Consider the following 16,675-nt stretch of genomic DNA (forward strand, 5'->3'; position numbering starts at 1 on the left):
TCATTTGCATCGTGGCGGGGAGCCGCGCAGCCGAGCTGCGTATGAGTGTGGAATGCGGGGGGTTCAGGACGGATCGTTATCGCAGCCGGATACTGGAGGCGATCCTGCTTCCGTGCGGGATCTGGCTTGTGTGATGTTGCTGTAAGGGGGCACATCCTGGGTCAGCCAGACGTTACCGCCGATGACGGAACCTTGGCCGATGGTGACTCGGCCGAGAATGGTTGCACCGGCGTAGATGACGACGTTGTCTTCCACGATGGGGTGGCGCGGGAGACCTTTACGGGGATTGCCGTCGTCGTCGGCCGGGAAGCGTTTGGCGCCGAGGGTGACGGCTTGATAGACGCGCACGCGTTCGCCGAGGATTGCGGTTTCGCCGATGACCACACCGGTGCCGTGATCGATGAAGAATCCGGCGCCGATCTGGGCGCCGGGGTGAATATCGATGCCGGTTTCCGAGTGTGCTTGTTCGGCGATGATACGGGCGAGCAGTGGCAATTTCAGCCGGTAGAGTTCGTGGGCGATGCGGTGGTGAATCATGGCGTGGATGCCTGGATAGCAGATCAGCACCTCGTCGACGCTGCCTGCGGCCGGATCGCCTTGATAGGCTGCGAGCACGTCTTGATCCAGGAGTTCGCGGATTTCCGGGAGTTTTCGTGCGAATTGTTGGATGGCTGCGTGGGCACGTTCTTCGGTGAGGGAGGACGTGATGCTTGGATCGTGGCGTGCTTTGTGGCGCCATTCGAGGCGGGCTTGTTCCGCGAGGCCGTTGAGGACGCTGGTGAGCGAATGGCCGACGAAATAATTCTCGCCTTGTTGGTGCAAGTCGGGTGGGCCGAGGCGCATCGGGAAGAGGACGCCTTTGATTTGGGAGATGATTTCTGCCAGCCGTTCGCGGGACGGCAGATCACGGCTGCCTGATTCGAGGGGGCGTCGTTGGCCGTCGCGCCAGCGCAGGCGAGCCGAGTGCAAGGAGGAGACAATATCGTCGATGTCGAAAGCGGCCACGAGGGGGGGCTCCTGAAAAGCGGGTGCTGGGGGCGGTATTGTCGCCGAGAGCAGGTGCGAACGAAGGGGGCGCGTGGGCGCCAACCGACAAAGGATAGCGGGTTTCCAAAGCACCGATGGCGATGTGGTTTTAGGGGGAGCCGGCGGAGCGATGGCGTGCGGTAGGCGGTAGACGTTGGGTGTTGGGTGTTGGGTGTTGGGTGTTGGGTGTTGGGTGTTGGGTGTTGGGTGGAAGTGGGGGAAGGCGTGGAGGGGGATGGACCGGAGCCCCTTTTTGCAGCGAGTTGGGTTTATGTCTGAGCGGCGGAAAGGGGCTGCGGTCCGTCTGGGGGGAGGTGTGGGGAAATCGGATTGACCGCCGCGAATCATGCGTGGCCAAAGGGGGGGGGAGTTCTGTTGGGAGATGGTCGGTTGATGTCTGACTTGCTGCAAGGTGCGTGGCGAAGGAGCTGGATTCGACGTGTGACGTTGGCCAAGGCGGAGACGATCGCCTGCGCGTAACATACGTCACGACGATTCGAGGGTTTGCTCGAAGACGAGTGCAGCGCGGGCAGGCGGGAATATCAAAGCGGGCGATCCAGCGTTTCAAACGAGTGGAACGGCCTATTGCGCTGATACGTCAGCCGGGCGACGCGTCACCCGGCGTGGGGCATTATAGCGCCCGCTTGACCGTGCGCGCCGCGCCCGAGATATCCTGCCCGACGCCGTCGACGGTATTGCAGCCAGCCAGAGAAAGCAGCGAACCGATTACCAGGAAAAACGCCACGAAACGCGCCAACATATCGACCTCGATACAAAAAAACGGAATAACCACGAGTCCACAGCCGCCGTTGGACCATCCAAAGGCCTGAGACCCGACTTTTTTGAAGGGCGTGAATGCCGCCCACGCCGCAAAACAACGCGCAATTGTGCTTCAAATTCGCCCGGATCGGCGCAGACTCGAATGCCCGACGTCTCCCCCCTACAACACCGCCAGCGTCCGCCGGATGTGATCGGCAAACGCCACGCTCAGATGGTTCGGGCGCGCGCGATCGAACTTTACCGTAATCCCAACCGATGGCAACGCCGGCAACGTATCACCTGTAACAATGCGTAAATCTGCAGGCACAGCGGTCTGCGTCATGACCGCAAACGCCTGCCCCGAGCGTGCCAGCGCCGTCAGCCCGGCCAGATTACTGCTTGCATAGGCAATACGGTACTCCCTCCCCACTCGGGTCAACGCCTCGCACGCCGCCATGTGGTCGAGCGTATCGGCGTCCGACAGCGCCAGCGGCAGTGGCACGTCCCGGTTGGCGCCCGCCGCCTCCAGTCCAGGCGTTGCGATCCACACCAACGGCTCCCGTCGAATCACACTGCCGTCCTCAACACCGTCCGGCACCGAAATCAACGCCAAATCCAACGCGTGGCGCGCCAGTTGCTCCAACAAACGCGGCGTCGGCTCGCAAATCACCTCGACCAGCGCATGCGGGTGCGCCACCGCAAACTCGCGCAACAAATCAGGCAGAAACGCGGCCGCATAGTCGTCCGGACACCCGAACCGAATCGTACCGCTCAGCCCTCGGCCCGACATATCGGCCATCGCTTCGTCGTGCGCTCGCAAAATACGCCTGGCATGCCCCAAAAGGCGCTCGCCCGAATGCGTCAACACCACGCCGCGACCGGTTCGCTGCAGCAGCGGCTGGTCGACAATCGCTTCCAGACGCTTCATCTGCTGACTTAATGCCGATTGCGTTCGCGCCATCCGCTGCGCCGCGCGGCTGAGCGAACCCGCTTGTGCAATCGCAACAAAGGAGCGCAGCAGATCGATTTCAAGCATCAAACTCACGATATTAGTCTCACTTATATCTTTCATTAGCATTATTCGCTTCTATGAAAGCAGAGCGATGCATAGACTGCAAGCGATGGTTGCGTATTCCCTGTCGCTGTTGTCTAACGGAGCTTCCCACGTGTCCAAGAACCAAGACCCTGACTTCTGGCGCAATGTTCAGCAACACCTGATCCGTTACGGCGGCACGTTCGAGCCGATGATTATCGAGCGCGCACAAGGCAGCTTCGTCTTTGACGCCGACGGGCGCGCGATCCTTGACTTCACGTCAGGTCAGATGAGCGCAGTGCTTGGCCATTGCCATCCCGACATCGTCGCGGTCGTCACCGAGTCCATCGGCAAACTCGACCACCTGTTCAGCGGCATGCTCTCGCGTCCGGTCGTCGATCTCGCCAAACGGCTGGCCGACATCACCCCCGAGGGCCTTGATCGGGTCATGCTCCTGAGCACCGGCGCCGAGTCGAACGAGGCCGCCATTCGCATGGCCAAGCTCGTCACCGGAAAGTTCGAAATCGTCGGGTTCGCGCAATCGTGGCACGGCATGACGGGCGCCGCTGCGTCTGCGACCTACAGCGCAGGACGCAAAGGTGTCGGACCGGCCGCCGTAGGCTCGTTTGCGATTCCCGCCCCATTCCCCTACCGCCCTCGCTTCGGCCCGGCCGATCAGTACGACTATCTCGCCGAACTGGACTACGCTTTCGACCTCGTCGATCGCCAGTCGAGCGGCAATCTGGCCGCCTTCATTGCAGAACCGATTCTCAGCTCGGGAGGCATCATCGAACTGCCGCCGGGGTATCTCGCCGCCCTCAAGCGCAAATGCGAAGAACGCGGCATGCTGCTGATTCTCGACGAAGCACAAACCGGCATCGGCCGCACCGGCACAATGTTCGCATTCGAGCGCGACGGCGTCACCCCGGACATCCTCACGCTCTCGAAAACCCTCGGCGCAGGGCTTCCGCTCGCCGCCATCGTAACGTCTGCCGAAATCGAGGAACGCGCGCACGCACGTGGCTACCTCTTCTACACCACGCACGTTTCCGACCCGCTACCAGCCGCCGTCGGCCTGCGCGTGCTCGACGTGGTCGCCCGCGACGCGCTCGTGGCACGCGCCAACGTCATGGGCGAACGCTTGCGCAACGGATTGCTTGGCCTGATGGAACGATTCGACTGCATCGGGGATGTGCGTGGTCGCGGCCTGCTGCTCGGAATGGAGATCGTCAAGGACCGACACACCAAAGCCCCCGCCAACGAACTCGGCGCAAAAATTACCCGCGAATGCATGAACCTCGGCCTCAGCATGAACATCGTGCAATTGCCCGGCATGGGCGGGGTCTTCCGCATCGCCCCGCCGCTCACGGTCAGCGAGGAAGAAATCGATCTCGGACTGTCCCGGCTCAGTCAGGCCATCGAACGCTCACTGTAACGCTCACCGCAACGCCCACCATCCCGCACTACGGTTCGCGTGGCCAACGCCGCGCGAACCGCGCCCATCCGATAACTCCCCCGCTCCCCCCCCCCCCCCCCGTACGCGCGCCCCCGCTGTGCGCACGTGGCCAAGCCCCCGCGGTTGTGACAGAATTCGCAACTCAGTTGCAATGCAATTGAGTTGCATTTGTTATTCCTGCCACGCGCTGCCCGCATCGATGTGCGGTGCGTCGTTGCTTTCGCGTCTCATTGTTCCATCGTCACCGTCAATTCATGCGTCGTCGCTGGTTACCGCTCTGGCTCGTCGTCTGCGTGCTGATCTCGCAGACCGCCCTTGCACGGCATGTCGTGTTGCACACGGTGGCCGCGCTTACTGGCGCCGTGTCCGGGGACTTGACCGATCTGCCCGCGCCACCTGATCGCGACCGCAGCACCGTGTGCGAGCAATGCCTCGCATTGATCGCCGTCGATGCGGCACTGCCGACGCTGCCGTTCTTCGCCCCGCTTCGCGACGCTTCCCCGTGGCGCTATCCGCCGCCTGTGCCGATGCGCATTTGCTCGGTCCCACCGGGGCCGACGCATATTCGCGATCCGCCCCGCCGTCCAGTCGCGCCCGTCTGAATCAGAACATTCGCCGTCGCCGCAACCGGCGCGCCCGCGTTCGCGTGGGCACGCGGGGCGAACGGCATCCACACGCAAAGCACAATGAGGATCGGCATGCTTGCCAACCCCACACGCCCGCGCTTCGGCGCGCTCACCCGTCACGCCCTCGCTGCTGCGGCGGCTTCCGCATTTGCCGTCAACGCGTACGCCCAAACTGCTTCGCCATCAACGGTTGCCGACGCCGACACCACGCCGGCGGACAAGACGAGCACGTCGCTCACGGCCACGACCGTCTCGGCCAGGCGCCTCGACGCAGCGCGCAATGCGCTCTCGCCCGAGACCGGCAGTTCCGTCTACAACTTCGACCAGACAGACATCCAGACGCTGCCGCTCGGCGCGAACACCCCGCTCAATCAGGTCATGCTGCAAGCGCCGGGCGTGGTGCAGGACTCGTATGGCCAATTGCACGTGCGCGGCGACCACGCCAATCTGCAGTACCGCATTGACGGCGTAATCATTCCGGAAGCCATCAGCGGCTTCGGACAAGCCATCGATGCGCGCATCGCCTCACAAATCAACCTGATCACCGGCGCGCTCCCCGCGCAGTTCGGGTACCGGACGGCAGGCATCGTCGACATCCGCACCAAAGGCTCGCCCGGCCTGGACGATGACACGGGCGAGCCCCCCAAGGCCTTCGCAGGCGAAGTGGGTGTCGTGTTCGGCAGCCATGCAGACCGCGAGGTCAACACACAGCTTTACGGGACCAAAGGAGCGCTAAGCTACTACCTCAGCACCCGAGTGTCGGCGAACGACATGGGTATCGAGAATCCGACAGGTGATCGCAACGCGATTCACAACCACACGAACCAGACGAACGCGTTCGGCATGATGTCGTATGTGCTCAATGCCGATAACCGCGTCTCCTTCATGTTCGGCACGGCCAACAACCGCTTCGAGATTCCGAACGTGCCGGGCGTCGCACCGGCGTATACGCTCGACAACGCCGCGATTCCCGATTCGGCGAGTCTCAATACCCATCAACAGGAGCGCACCGATTTTCAGGTGCTGTCGTGGCAAAGCCACCTGTCGCCGAAGCTCGACGCGCAGATCTCGCTATTCCACCGCACGAGCCGCGTCGATTACACCCCCGACCCCATCGGCGACCTCGTGTACAACGGCGTTGCGGCCGATATCACGCGGCGCAACGAAGCCTACGGCTTGCAAGCCGACAACAGCTACAAGCTCACCGATCGTCATACATTGCGTTTTGGTCTGTTCCTGCAGCAGGAACAGTTCGGCGTGGACAACACGTCGAGTGTGTTCCCCGCACTGGACGGCCAGCAGACGAGCGGCACCCCGCTGACCATTGTCGATAACGCCAGCGCGCGTGGCACCACCTATGGCATGTATCTGCAAGACGAATGGAAGGCCACCGAACGCCTCACCATCAACTACGGCGCGCGCTACGATCACGTCAACACAGTCACCGACGAGGGGCAGCTATCGCCGCGATTGGGTCTGACCTACGACCTGACAAGCCGCACCCGGGTTCATGCAGGCTACGCCCGGTACTTCACGCCACCGGCCACCGAGAAAATCGATACGACCTCGGTCTCGAAATTCCTCAACACCACCAACGCGTTGCCATCCGACGCGAACACCGCAGTCCTTGCCGAACGCTCCGACTACTTCGATCTCGGCATCTCGCATCAGTTGACGTCGTCGATCACCGTCGGCCTCGACGCCTACTATCGCCGTGTGCGTCATCTCCAGGACGAAGGGCAATTCGGCAACGCCCTCATCTATTCGACGTTCAACTACAACAAAGGCCGCATCTACGGCGTAGAAGGCACGCTCAACTATCGGCAGGGCAACGTCGGCGCGTATCTGAACGTGGCGATCTCGCGCGCCATGGGACAAGGCATCGAGACAGGCCAGTTCAACTTCGACGCCGACGAACTGGCCTACATCAACGGCCATTGGGTGCACCTGGATCACGACCAGCAAGTGACGGCGTCGGCGGGCGTGTCGTATCAGTGGGGGCGGACACTGCTCTCGGCCGACGCGCTTTTCGGCTCCGGCTTGCGCAGCGGGTTCGCCAACGCGGAACACCTGCCCGCCTACCTCCAGATCAACCTCGGCGTCGGGCAAAAGGTGAACATGCCGGGGCTAGGCCGCTTCAACGTGAAGCTCTCCGTCATCAACCTCTTCGACCGGGTCTACGAGCTGCGCGACGGCACCGGCATCGGCGTGGGCGCGCCGCAGTTCGGCCCTCGTCGTACGTTCTATCTGGCCATGTCCAAGCCGTTCTGATCGTTCTGATCGTTCTGATTGCGCACGCGCCGCTGCCCGCCACTTGGGCGGCGGCGCGTTGCGCAGCCCGTCTCGTCACGACATCGCTGACGCATCGGGTGGCGACTGTCGAATGACCGTCGTGGTTTGGCCGGCGTAGCCCCAGTTGTCAGTGTCGATCTCTTCGATCACGATGTGCGTGAGGTGCGGCGGCTTGTGCAACACGCGTTCGAGCGTGTCGGTGACTTCTCGAATCACCTGGGCTTTTTGTTCGGCGGTATTACCCTCGCGGGTGATACGAATGCTGACGAATGGCATGTCTGACTCCTTGAATCGGTGCGGGCGGCGCAATCGCCGCGCCGTGCTCCGCTGGGAATGACGGGAAGACCCCGTGTCGATCAGCGCCCGGCGCTGAAGCCGCCGTCCACCGGCAGAATCGTGCCGGTCACGAAATTGCTTTGCACGAGAAAGCGTACCGCCCGCGCGATGTCGGCAACGGCAGCAATGCGCCCGAGCGGGTGCATCCGGCCCAGCGCATCGTGCGTCTCGGGGGCGTGCATGGGCGTGTCCACGACGCCGGGCGCCACCGCGTTGACCGTCACACCGTAAGGCGCCAGCTCCAGCGCCAGCGCGCGCGTCGCCTGATTCATGCCGCCCTTGAGGGCCGCCGCCATCAACGCAGGCACGCCAGCGTGCGCCTGCAAGGCAATCGCCGCCGTCACGTTCACGATCTTGCCGCGACGGCGCTCGCTCATGTGCCGTGCCGCCGCCTGCGAGAAGTACAGCGCACCCTTGAGATTGGTGGCGATCTGCTCGTCAATCTCGTCCGGGGTGAAATCCACGAACGGCTTCGCAGTGAAGATGCCCGCGTTGTTGATGAGCACGTCCACATGTCCGAAAGCCTCGATGGCCTTGGCGAACACGACGTTGGCGACCGCCGGGTTGCCGACGTCCCCCGCGACCGGCAGGAATCGTTCGCCTGCCGCAAGACGCGTCGCCGTCTCTTCAAGCCGCGCACTGCTGCGCCCCGTGCCGACGACGTTGAAGCCGTCCTTCAGAAACGCTTGCGCCAGTCCGAGACCGATGCCGCTCGTGGCGCCCGTAATGATGACCGTGTGTTCCGACTTGCTCATGATGTCTGTCCTCGTCTTGAATCGCCCCGCCGGGACGGCGGCGTATCCGGGCGCCCCGCAGGTTGAGCACCACTCTATTCGTGATTCGAGACGCGAAAAACACATGCGATTACACTTGTCTTTTTACATCGTGTAATAAATATGCAACGCCAATTCGACGACGTTCTGCTCGGCAGCATCGAACTGTTCTGTCTGGCGGCCGAAGCGGGCAGCTTCACGGCGGCGGCCAATCTTGCGGGCGTGACGCCCGCCGCCGTGAGCCGGTCGATCGCCCGGCTCGAACAACGGCTGGGCGTCCGTCTGTTCGTGCGCTCGACGCGCAGCATCCGCCTGACCGAAGGCGGCGGCGCGTACTTCGACGAATGCCGGACCGCCCTCGCGCTGCTGGCCGAGGCCGAGCGCCGAGTCTCGGGTGCGCAGTCGCAGCCGTCCGGCACGCTTCGCATCAGTGTGCCGACGACCTATGCGCACTTCCGTCTGCTGCCGCTGTTGCCTGCGTTCCGGGCGCAATACCCGCTCATCAAGGTGCATGCCCACGTCGACAACCGGAACGTCGACCTGCACGAGGAGCGCTTCGATTTCGCCATCCGCTTTCGCGCCCAGCCCGAATCGCGCATGGTGGCACGTCATCTCGAGGATGCGGCGCTCGTCGTCGTCGCGCACCCCGACTACCTGCGTCGCGCCGGGATTCCGCAAACGCTCGACGATCTGGCCGCACACGATTGCATCGAATTCGATCTGCCAAGCACGGGCCGTGCGATACCGTGGCTGTTCCGCGAAGCGGGCCGCGACATCGAGCATCAGGCCCATGGCAACTTCCGTTGTTCGGACGACGTGCTCTCGGGAGTCACGCTCGCCAAGGCCGGCGCCGGCCTTTTCCAGACTTACCGCTTCATCGTCGAGACGGATCTGGCCGACGCTCGCCTGGTGGAGGTGCTGCCCGGCTATGCGGGGCGCTCGCGTCCGGTCAGCCTGATATATCCGCACGGCAAGTCGCTACCGTCGCGTGCGCGCGTCTTCGTCGATTTCCTGATGCAGACGTTGGCGCATTCATCCGCATCGCGTAAGAGTGACTTCCGCACAACGGCCATTCCGGCATCTCCGCACGCAGACTAGACTCGACGTACGGGCCATCGATGCCCGGTCGCGAACGCATTGCGCAACGCAGAGGTTTTTTGTGAGTCACCGCCCCGACGCAACACCGCACACCACGGCAGATGTCAGTGCCGCAAGTTACGCAGACCGTAACGCACCGTACTGGCGCCGCAATCTGGCCATCGCCGTTTTCGGCTCGTTCACCACGCTGGTGAGCCTGAGCATGTTGCTGCCGTTCTTGCCGCTCTACGTCCACCAGTTGGGCGTGGAATCGGAGGCGGCCGTGATTCAATGGTCGGGCGTCGCGTTCAGTGCAACGTTCCTTGGCACGGCCGTGACCGCGCCCCTCTGGGGCCATCTCGCCGACCGGTACGGCCGCAAGCCCATGCTCATCCGCGCGGCCGTGGGCATGGCGATCGTGATGTCGCTCATCGGCGTTGCGCACAACATCTATCAACTCGTGGGGCTACGCCTGATCGCGGGGCTGATCGGCGGCTACGCGTCGGCTTCGACCGTGATGGTGGGCACGCAGGCGCCACGCGAACGCGCGGGCTGGGCGCTGGGCGTGCTGTCGACGGGGGCGCTCGCAGGCAATTTGATCGGGCCGCTGGTCGGCGGGTTGCTGCCGCCGCTGCTCGGAATACGCGGCACTTTCTTCGCAGGCGGCGCGATGATCGCAATCACGGCGCTTCTAACGACCTTCGGGATTCGCGAAGCGTTCGATGCCTCGCGCGACGGCAATCGCCGCGCCGCCGCAACGACGCTCACGCCCATACATCGCGCACACCCCGGCATCATCGCCGCCATTCTCGTCACGGCGATGATGGTGCTGCTCGCGAACATGTCCATCGAGCCGATCATTACCGTCTATATCGGGCAATTGGGCGTGGACAGCGCGCATCTGACGCGCGTGGCCGGCGTCGTCATGGCCAGCTCGGCACTGGGCAGTATGCTGAGCGCCGCGCGATTGGGCGCACTGGCCGACCGTGTCGGAAGTTGGCGCGTCATCGTCGGGTGCCTCATCGCGACGGCACTGGTCATGGTGCCGCAGGCGTTTGTCACTTCCTGGTGGCAGTTGGCCGCGCTGCGCGTGTTGATGGGCATGACGCTGGCCGGCCTGCTACCGGCCATCGGAAAGCTCGCACGGCACGCCGTCGACGAACGCAGCACCGGCAAGATGCTCGGCTATCTCCAGTCGGCACAATTCAGCGGTCAGGTGGTCGGGCCCGTGATCGGCGGGCAAATTGCCGTGGTGTTCGGTCTGCCGGCGGTGTTCTTCGTGACGGCTGCGCTGCTGATGGCTTGCAGCTTGTTGGCGAATGGCGCCCGAGCGATGAGCGCCAGGTACGCCGCTCAACCTGCCTGAGCCATCCCGGCAACCTCGGCCACCTCAGCCACCTCAGCCGCTTTAGCCACTTGAACCTCCTGCCCCCCTGAACACGCGACACCGGACGCAGCGGCACCCACGCACCGCATTTGCAGGCGCGCCGCATTTTTCTCCTCTGCGGCAAGCGATTGGCTTATCCTTCAGGCTTTCCCACCTGCACATTCGTGACCGGAGAGGCCATCAAGGTGCCACGTCAAACCGCCCAGCCGAGCGTCGATACGCTTAACGAACAAGGGCCGGCGCCCCGCTATCTGCAGATAAAGCAATACATCTGCCGTCAGATCGACAGCGGCGCCTGGCCGCCGCATCACCGGGTGCCCTCGGAGAACGAACTGGTCGACGTCTCGGGCGTGAGCCGCATGACAATCAACCGGGCGCTCCGAGAACTCACCGCCGAGGGGCGACTCGTGCGCATGCAGGGCGTCGGGACTTTCGTCGCTGAGCCGAAGTCGCATTCTGCGCTGCTGGCCGTCAACAATATTGCCGACGAGATCGCCGAGCACGGCCACCGCCATCACGCCGAAGTGAAGCTGCTTCGCGAGGAACTCGCCGGGCCTGAACGCGCCCTCGCCATGGGCCTGCAGGAACGCGAGAAGCTGTTCCACTCGGTGATCGTCCACTATCAGGACAATGTGCCCGTACAGATCGAAGACCGCTTCGTCAATCCCGTGCTCGCACCGCACTACCTCGACCAGGACTTTACCCAGCTCACCCCGAACGCCTATTTGCAGCGTCTCGCACCGCTCACGTCGGGCGAGCATGTCGTCGAAGCCGTGACCGCCACGCCGGACGAAGCGCAATGGCTGCATATTCCGCGCGCCGAGCCGTGCCTGCTTATTCGCCGTCGTACGTGGTCGGGCAAACGCATCGTCTCCGTCGCCCGCCTGCTGCACCCCGGCTCACGCCACCGACTTGAAGGCCGCTTCGGCGAAGCCGTGTAAGCGAGTCCGCCCCGAAGTCCCTCGCCGTTCCTCTACACCGTCCGCCTCGATGCGCAGCTGTGCGTGAAAACCCTAGTTCACGATGACTTGTATATACAATACTGTACAAGCCAATATCTGCTCCGAACCCGAGGAATGTTGTGAGCCAATTCTCCCGATATCGCGACGCCACGATCCGCGCTCCGCGCGGCACGAAGCTCAATGCCCGTAGCTGGTTGACCGAAGCCCCGCTGCGTATGTTGATGAACAATCTCGACCCGGACGTCGCCGAAAACCCGAACGCGCTCGTCGTTTATGGCGGGATCGGGCGGGCCGCGCGTAACTGGGCGTGCTACGACACGATCGTCGAAACGCTCAAGACGCTCGGTGACGACGAGACGTTGCTCGTGCAGTCGGGCAAGCCCGTGGGGGTGTTCAAGACGCATGCCGACGCGCCGCGCGTGCTCATCGCCAACTCGAATCTGGTGCCGCACTGGGCCAACTGGGAGCACTTCAACGAACTCGACGCCAAGGGGCTGGCCATGTACGGCCAGATGACCGCCGGATCGTGGATCTACATCGGCAGTCAGGGCATCGTGCAAGGCACTTACGAGACGTTCGTCGAAGCCGGCCGCCAACACTATGGCGGCAACCTGAAGGGCCGCTGGGTACTCACCGCCGGTCTGGGCGGTATGGGCGGCGCGCAGCCGCTGGCGGCTACGCTGGCCGGCGCCTGCTCACTGAACATCGAGTGCCAGCAGTCCAGCATCGACTTCCGCCTGCGCACGCGTTATGTCGACGAACAAGCCGACGATCTGGACGACGCCCTCGCCCGTATCGCCAAATACACGGCCGCCGGCCAGGCCGTCTCGATCGCCCTGTGCGCCAATGCGGCCGAGATTCTGCCGGCCCTGGTGCGGCGTGGCGTACGCCCGGACATGGTCACCGACCAGACCAGCGCGCACGACCCGCTCAATGGCTACCTGCCGATCGGCTGGACATGGGACGACTACCGCGAACGCGCTCGCACCAAGCCCGCCGAGGTCGTCAAGGCGGCCAAGCAGTCGATGGCCGTGCACGTGCGCGCCATGCTCGACTTCAAGGCGATGGGTGTGCCGACGTTCGACTACGGCAACAACATCCGTCAAATGGCCAAGGACGAAGGGGTCGAGAACGCGTTCGATTTCCCCGGCTTCGTGCCCGCCTATATCCGCCCGCTCTTCTGCCGCGGCGTTGGCCCGTTCCGCTGGGTTGCCCTCTCGGGCGATCCGCAAGACATCTACAAGACCGATGCGAAGGTCAAGGAATTGATTCCCGACGACGCGCACCTGCACCGCTGGCTCGACATGGCGCGCGAGCGCATCCGCTTCCAGGGCCTGCCCGCACGGATCTGCTGGGTTGGGTTGGGGTTGCGCGCGAAGCTCGGACTGGCGTTCAACGAAATGGTACGCTCGGGAGAGCTTTCGGCACCAATCGTCATCGGCCGCGATCACCTGGACTCGGGGTCGGTCGCCAGCCCCAATCGCGAAACGGAAGCCATGCGCGATGGCTCTGACGCCGTCTCCGACTGGCCGCTGCTCAACGCCCTGCTCAACACCGCGAGTGGCGCGACCTGGGTCTCGCTGCATCACGGCGGTGGTGTCGGCATGGGCTTTTCGCAGCACTCGGGCGTGGTGATCGTGTGCGATGGCACCGACGCCGCCGCCGCGCGCATCGCGCGTGTGCTGAACAACGACCCGGCCACCGGGGTCATGCGCCATGCCGATGCGGGCTACGACGTCGCCGTCGAGTGCGCCCGCGAGCACGGCCTGAATTTGCCCATGCTGGGCACCGCGAAGTAAGCGAGATACCCCCCGAATATGTCGAATCAAGGAAATCCGTCCATGGCAAAACTGTTTGTGACGCCCGGCACGCTCACGCTCGCGCAACTGCGCGAGGTCTATCAGCACCCGACCACCGTCACGCTCGATGAGACCGCCTATGCGGCCATCGACAAGAGCGTAGCCTGCGTGGAAAACATCGTGGCCGAAGGCCGCACCGCATACGGCATCAACACCGGCTTCGGTCTGCTCGCCACGACGCGCATCGCAAAAGACGATCTCGAGAACCTGCAACGCTCTCTCGTGCTGTCGCACGCCGCCGGTGTCGGCGCCCCGCTTGACGACGCACTCGTGCGTCTCATCATGGTGCTCAAGATCAACAGCCTGGCGCGGGGCTACTCGGGCATTCGCCGCAAGGTCATCGATGCCCTCGTCACGTTGGTGAACGCCGAAGTCTATCCATGCATCCCGCTCAAGGGCTCGGTCGGCGCCTCGGGCGATCTCGCCCCGCTCGCCCATATGTCGCTGCTGTTGCTGGGCGAGGGCGAGGCGCGTTATCGCGGTCAGTGGATGAGCGCGCGTGAAGCGCTCGCCGTGGCCGGGCTCGCACCGCTTACGCTCGCCGCCAAGGAAGGGCTCGCGCTGCTCAACGGCACGCAGGTCTCGACGGCCTATGCACTGCGCGGCCTGTTCGAAGGCGAAGATCTGTTCGCCGCCGCCAGCGTCTGCGGCGCATTGACAGTCGAAGCCATGCTCGGCTCGCGCGCCCCGTTCGACCCCCGCATTCACGCCGCCCGAGGTCAACGCGGACAGATCGATGCCGCAGCGCTGTACCGTCATCTGCTCGGCGAGACGAGCGAAGTCGGCCAATCGCACGCCCATTGCGAAAAAGTCCAGGATCCGTATTCGCTGCGCTGCCAGCCGCAGGTCATGGGGGCCTGTCTCACGCAGATCCGTCAGGCCGCCGAGGTGCTCGCCGTGGAAGCGAACGCCGTGTCGGACAACCCGCTCGTGTTCTGGGAACAGGGCGACGTGATCTCGGGGGGCAACTTTCATGCCGAACCGGTCGCGATGGCCGCAGACAATCTCGCCCTGGCCATTGCCGAAATCGGCGCCCTGAGCGAGCGCCGCACGTCCCTCATGATGGACAAGCACATGTCGCAGTTGCCCGCATTTCTTGTGGCCAATGGCGGCGTGAACTCCGGATTCATGATCGCGCAGGTCACGGCCGCTGCGCTCGCCTCGGAGAACAAGGCGTTGGCGCATCCGGCCAGCGTCGACAGTCTGCCGACCTCGGCCAACCAGGAAGATCACGTATCGATGGCCCCGAATGCCGGGAAACGGCTTTGGGAGATGGCCGATAACGTAAAGGGCATTCTCGCGATCGAATGGCTTGGCGCCTGCCAGGGGCTTGACTTCCGCGAGGGTGTCAAATCGACGCCGGTCCTCGAGCGCGCCCGCGCCCTTCTGCGCCAATCGGTTCCGTTCTACGATAAGGACCGCTACTTCGCCCCCGACATCGAAGGCGCGAGCACCTTGATTGCACAGCGGCATCTGAGTGCGCTCGTGCCGTCCGGTACGTTGCCAAGCGTTTAACTCGCCTCGACTTTCCGCCCTGCCGGGGCGAAACGAACTGCGATTCGCGTTCCGGTGACGGGGTATATCGGGTCGTCCCCTCGTCCCTCGTCCGGCGGCCCATCGGTGCGCCGGTCCGAGCGTCGGACGGCCTTCCCGGAATTCACTTGCCGCCCGCGCGCGCGGGCAGGCTCATCACGCCTTCAGGAGACAGCTTGAAAAACCTGCAACGCAATCTGAGCGCACGGCACATCCGCTTTCTGGCGCTCGGCTCGGCCATCGGCACCGGCCTGTTCTACGGCTCGGCCTCGGCGATCCAACTCGCCGGTCCGGCGGTGATCCTGGCCTATATCGTGGGCGGTGCAGCCGTCTATATGGTAATGCGCGCGCTTGGCGAGATGGTCGTGCGTCAGCCGGTGTCCGGCTCGTTCGGCCGCTATGCGCGCGACAATCTCGGACCGCTGGCCGGTTTCCTCACGGGCTGGACCTACATCCTGGAGATGGCGATCGTTTGTCTCGCCGACGTGACGGCGTTCGGCATCTATATGGGATTCTGGTTCCCGGACGTGCCGCAATGGATCTGGGTGCTCGGCATCGTCATGCTGATCTGCGGGCTGAACCTGTGCAACGTGAAGGTGTACGGGGAGATGGAGTTCTGGCTGGCGCTGGTGAAGATTCTCGCCATCGTCGCCATGATTGTGGGCGGCGGCGTAATTTTGTTCGCCGGCGTGCAACTGCATGCGGAGCACGCCCCGGCGGTGAGCAATCTGTGGTCGCACGGCGGCTTCCTGCCCAATGGCTGGGGCGGACTTGTGGCGTCGCTGGCCGTGGTGATGTTCGCGTATGGCGGCATCGAGATCATCGGCATCACCGGTGGCGAAGCCAAGCATCCGGAAACGGTGATCCCGCGCGCCATCAACGCCGTGCCGGTGCGCATTCTGCTGTTTTACGTGCTGACGATGTGCGTGCTCATGGCGATCTTCCCGTGGACCGGCATCGGTCGCCAGGGTAGCCCGTTCGTGCAGATCTTCTCCGGCCTGGGCATCAGGTCGGCAGCGGCGATTCTCAATCTGATCGTGATTTCGGCCGCCATCTCCGCCATCAACAGCAATATTTTCGGCGCGGGCCGGATGATGTTCGGCATGGCCGAACACGGTCAGGCGCCTGCCGCCTTCTTCACCACGTCGCGCCATGGCGTACCCTGGGTCACGGTGCTCGTGATGACGGCCGCGCTGCTCGGCGGCGTCGTGCTCAACTATCTGATTCCGGAAGGCGTGTTTCTGATCATTGCCTCGATTGCCACGTTCGCGACCGTGTGGGTCTGGCTGATGATCCTGCTCTCGCAGGTCGCGATGCGCCGCCGCCTGTCGGCCGAGGAAGTCGCAGCCCTCAAGTTCAAGGTGCCGCTGTGGCCCGTCGCGCCAGGGCTGGCCATCGCGTTCATGCTCTTTGTGATTGGTGTGCTCGGCTATATGGACGACACCCGCATCGCGTTGTACGTCGGCGCAGGCTGGATCGTGCTGATGTCGATCGCCTATCGGTTCGGCGTCAAACCCAAGGAAGCGCAGGTGCGCAGCCAAATGAGCCTGGAATGA

14 protein-coding genes are annotated in these 16,675 nt (G+C 63.8%); 9 read left to right on the forward strand and 5 right to left on the reverse strand.

Annotated elements, in window-relative coordinates; all coding sequences use genetic code 11:
* Positions 1–63 precede the first annotated feature (63 nt).
* The 3 genes from epsC to ACE3UG_RS00570 all read right to left on the reverse strand — a co-directional run bounded on the left by epsC (position 64) and on the right by ACE3UG_RS00570 (position 2,857).
* Positions 64–1,005: a serine O-acetyltransferase EpsC gene (epsC, locus tag ACE3UG_RS00560; protein WP_374618309.1), complete on the reverse strand. Its 942-nt coding sequence runs from the start codon at positions 1,003–1,005 to the stop codon at positions 64–66.
* A 652-nt stretch (positions 1,006–1,657) separates the two neighbouring features.
* The gene (locus ACE3UG_RS00565) at positions 1,658–1,786 is read right to left on the reverse strand and encodes a hypothetical protein (RefSeq protein WP_374618311.1); all 129 of its coding nucleotides are present in this window, start codon (positions 1,784–1,786) and stop codon (positions 1,658–1,660) included.
* Positions 1,787–1,966: 180 nt separating this feature from the next.
* Positions 1,967–2,857 carry a LysR substrate-binding domain-containing protein gene (locus ACE3UG_RS00570; protein ID WP_374618313.1) on the reverse strand — a complete coding sequence of 297 codons (891 nt, stop codon included), beginning with the start codon at positions 2,855–2,857 and terminating at the stop codon, positions 1,967–1,969.
* Positions 2,858–2,951: 94 nt separating this feature from the next.
* Here ACE3UG_RS00570 and ACE3UG_RS00575 point away from each other — a divergent pair, with 94 nt between their 5' ends.
* From ACE3UG_RS00575 to ACE3UG_RS00585, 3 genes are all read left to right on the forward strand, one after another.
* Complete coding sequence (locus tag ACE3UG_RS00575) at positions 2,952–4,253, forward strand: aspartate aminotransferase family protein (RefSeq protein WP_374618315.1); 1,302 nt, start codon at positions 2,952–2,954, stop codon at positions 4,251–4,253.
* 275 nt (positions 4,254–4,528) lie between these two features.
* Positions 4,529–4,876, forward strand: coding sequence for a hypothetical protein (locus ACE3UG_RS00580; protein ID WP_374618317.1), 348 nt, complete (start codon positions 4,529–4,531; stop codon positions 4,874–4,876).
* A gap of 96 nt (positions 4,877–4,972) precedes the next feature.
* Positions 4,973–7,171 carry a TonB-dependent receptor gene (locus ACE3UG_RS00585; protein WP_374618318.1) on the forward strand — a complete coding sequence of 733 codons (2,199 nt, stop codon included), beginning with the start codon at positions 4,973–4,975 and terminating at the stop codon, positions 7,169–7,171.
* Between the two features lie 75 nt (positions 7,172–7,246).
* Here the strand turns inward: ACE3UG_RS00585 and ACE3UG_RS00590 are convergent, their stop codons facing one another.
* Both ACE3UG_RS00590 and ACE3UG_RS00595 read right to left on the reverse strand, forming a co-directional pair.
* Positions 7,247–7,468: a 4-oxalocrotonate tautomerase family protein gene (locus tag ACE3UG_RS00590; RefSeq protein ID WP_374618319.1), complete on the reverse strand. Its 222-nt coding sequence runs from the start codon at positions 7,466–7,468 to the stop codon at positions 7,247–7,249.
* An 80-nt stretch (positions 7,469–7,548) separates the two neighbouring features.
* Positions 7,549–8,283: an SDR family NAD(P)-dependent oxidoreductase gene (locus tag ACE3UG_RS00595; RefSeq protein ID WP_374618320.1), complete on the reverse strand. Its 735-nt coding sequence runs from the start codon at positions 8,281–8,283 to the stop codon at positions 7,549–7,551.
* 141 nt (positions 8,284–8,424) lie between these two features.
* Here ACE3UG_RS00595 and ACE3UG_RS00600 point away from each other — a divergent pair, with 141 nt between their 5' ends.
* From ACE3UG_RS00600 to ACE3UG_RS00625, 6 genes are all read left to right on the forward strand, one after another.
* The gene (locus tag ACE3UG_RS00600) at positions 8,425–9,399 is read left to right on the forward strand and encodes a LysR substrate-binding domain-containing protein (protein ID WP_374618322.1); all 975 of its coding nucleotides are present in this window, start codon (positions 8,425–8,427) and stop codon (positions 9,397–9,399) included.
* 61 nt (positions 9,400–9,460) lie between these two features.
* Positions 9,461–10,744 (forward strand): MFS transporter, encoded by a 1,284-nt coding sequence (locus ACE3UG_RS00605; protein ID WP_374618324.1) that lies wholly within the window; start codon positions 9,461–9,463, stop codon positions 10,742–10,744.
* 206 nt (positions 10,745–10,950) lie between these two features.
* A complete protein-coding gene (gene hutC / locus ACE3UG_RS00610) occupies positions 10,951–11,706 on the forward strand; it encodes a histidine utilization repressor (protein ID WP_374618326.1) in 756 nt (251 codons plus the stop codon).
* A gap of 140 nt (positions 11,707–11,846) precedes the next feature.
* Positions 11,847–13,526 (forward strand): urocanate hydratase, encoded by a 1,680-nt coding sequence (hutU, locus tag ACE3UG_RS00615; protein WP_374618327.1) that lies wholly within the window; start codon positions 11,847–11,849, stop codon positions 13,524–13,526.
* Between the two features lie 18 nt (positions 13,527–13,544).
* Positions 13,545–15,101, forward strand: a complete 1,557-nt coding sequence (gene hutH, locus ACE3UG_RS00620) for a histidine ammonia-lyase (protein ID WP_374618329.1) — start codon at positions 13,545–13,547, stop codon at positions 15,099–15,101.
* 194 nt (positions 15,102–15,295) lie between these two features.
* Positions 15,296–16,675 (forward strand): amino acid permease, encoded by a 1,380-nt coding sequence (locus ACE3UG_RS00625; protein WP_374618331.1) that lies wholly within the window; start codon positions 15,296–15,298, stop codon positions 16,673–16,675.

The sequence above is a fragment of the Pandoraea sp. genome (genome assembly GCF_041919235.1).
Taxonomy (GTDB): Bacteria; Pseudomonadota; Gammaproteobacteria; order Burkholderiales; family Burkholderiaceae; genus Pandoraea.